Origin of the sequence: Collinsella sp. AM41-2BH (assembly GCF_003468085.1) — a bacterium.
In the GTDB taxonomy this organism is placed as follows: Bacteria; Actinomycetota; Coriobacteriia; order Coriobacteriales; family Coriobacteriaceae; genus Collinsella.
Genome location: NZ_QSGH01000048.1, coordinates 1 through 1,267 on the forward strand (window position 1 = coordinate 1; position 1,267 = coordinate 1,267).

General features: G+C 65.2%; 1 protein-coding gene. It reads right to left on the reverse strand.

The features are described from left to right. Window position 1: 1 nt before the first annotated feature. Window positions 2–1,243, reverse strand: a complete 1,242-nt coding sequence (gene arcA / locus DW899_RS10405; protein WP_117584235.1) for an arginine deiminase — start codon at window positions 1,241–1,243, stop codon at window positions 2–4. Window positions 1,244–1,267: the final 24 nt, after the last annotated feature.

A 1,267-nucleotide genomic window follows, 5' to 3' on the forward strand; every position in this document is an offset into this window, starting at 1 on the left:
CTTAGAGGTCCTCGCGCCAGAAGGGCATGCTCATGCAGCGCGGGCCGCCGCGGCCGCGGGAGAGCTCGGCGGAGGGCACGACGAGAAGGTCCAGGCCCTCCTTGTACAGCACGTCGTTGGTGACGGTGTTGCGCGCGTAGACGCAGATCTTGCCGGGCTCGACGCACAGGGTGTTGGAGCCGTCGTTCCACTGCTCGCGGGAGGCCGCGATCGGGTCGCCGCCGCCGCAGGGGATCAGCTTGACCTGGTCGACGCCGGTGGCGTCCTCCAGGACGTGCTCGAGGGTGTCCTCAATCAGGCGGATGTTCACGTCGCCCGGGTTCTTGCCGGCGGTCAGCTCGTAGACGCGCAGGGTGCCCATGATGGCGGGGTGGATCGTGAACTTATCGACGTCGATCTGGGTGAAGACCGTGTCGAGGTGCATGAAGGCGCGGGAGACCGGGATGTCGAAGGCCAGGATGCGCTCGACCTTGGAGTCGGAGTTCCAGAAGATGTTCTGGGCCATGACGTCGATGGCGGCCGCCTGGGTGCGCTGGGAGATGCCGACGGCGAGGGTCTTCTCGTTGATGTTCAGCACGTCGCCGCCCTCGGTGTGGAACTGGCAGTCGCGGCGGAAGTACAGGGAGACGTCCTTGTAGTCGGGGTGGTACTTGAAGACGTACTTGCCGTACAGGGTCTCGCGGTTGCGGGTGACCGAGTACATGCGGTTGAGGTTGACGCCCTCGCCGACGACCGCGAACGGGTCGCGGGTGAAGTAGAGGTTGGGCATCGGGTCGATGATCAGGTCGGACTCGGACTCGGAGTTGACCAGGGAGTCGAGGGTCGTGGACGCCGTGAGGGGCATGTCGATCTCGGCCTTGGTCATGCCGGCCATGGTCTTCTTGACGAACTCGAGGTTGTCCTCGATGGAGTCCAGCTTCTCGCGGACGATCTGCGGCATCTGCTGGCCGCGGATGCCTGCCTCGGCGATGTACTGGTCGGTGAACTCGGCGCGGGCGCCGGGGACCTGGTCGAACACCTCTGCGACGAGGTTCTCGAGGTAGAGCACCTCCACGCCCTGGTCCTTAAGGATCTGGGCGAAGGTGTCGTGCTCCTGCTGCGCGACCTCCAGGAACGGGACGTCGTCGAACAGGAGTCGCTCGAGCTCGTCGGGCGGCAGGTTGAGGAGCTCGTCGCCGGGACGGTGCAGGCAGACCTTCCTGAGCTTGCCGATCTCGGAAGGCACGTGCAGACCTTTCGTCATGGCCTCCTACCTTTCTTTCGGGCC